Annotated in this window: 2 protein-coding genes; one reads left to right on the top strand and one right to left on the bottom strand. The window is 37.0% G+C overall.

The genetic code is table 11. The features are described 5' to 3' along the window. Nucleotides 1-292 (bottom strand): hypothetical protein (locus JCM10991_RS15985; protein ID WP_225349980.1); only part of this gene is annotated, 292 nt, incomplete at its 3' end. Between JCM10991_RS15985 and JCM10991_RS16555 the strand changes: the two genes are divergently transcribed. After that, nucleotides 282-428 (top strand): LPXTG cell wall anchor domain-containing protein, encoded by a 147-nt coding sequence (locus JCM10991_RS16555; RefSeq protein WP_225349981.1) that lies wholly within the window; start codon nucleotides 282-284, stop codon nucleotides 426-428. The two genes, JCM10991_RS15985 and JCM10991_RS16555, sit on opposite strands and share 11 nt — an antisense overlap. Nucleotides 429-532 lie beyond the last annotated feature (104 nt).

A 532-nucleotide genomic window follows, 5' to 3' on the forward strand; every position in this document is an offset into this window, starting at 1 on the left:
ACTTCAGCGTCAATGAGTACTTCAACAAGCGAGTCTGTATCATTAAGCGCAAGTGAATCTGCCTCAACAAGTGTGAGTGAATCGTTAAAACGTAACTAGGCGAAACAGATTCTGACCTTGGGGAAATAACTGATGCAATCAGTCCAGATTCTACTGCTTCAACAAGTTCTTCTACTGAACAAACTGGTGCAAGTGAATCAACTTCAACAAGTGATAGCTTAGCAACGTCTGAATCATTAGTTGACCTTAATGTTACAAAGACAAATGACTCTAAGGCACCAATTGACCTCACGAAGAACAAAGCTAAGCAAGCTTTACCTCAAACAGGTGATAAAGCAACTTCTACAACCGGTCTAGGTTTAGCAGCTGCTGCGTTAGGATTACTTGGGTTTGCCAAGAAGAAAAAGGATGATCAACAAAAAGATTAATCTTTAGATTTTTGGAAAATTTAAATTTCTATAGTAAAAGAGCAATGGTTGAAATTTTGAATTTCGCCATTGCTTTTTGTTATCTTTTAAAGCGTTTTCAAAAA

Source organism: Ligilactobacillus equi DSM 15833 = JCM 10991, assembly GCF_000615765.1.
Taxonomy (GTDB): domain Bacteria; phylum Bacillota; class Bacilli; order Lactobacillales; family Lactobacillaceae; genus Ligilactobacillus; species Ligilactobacillus equi.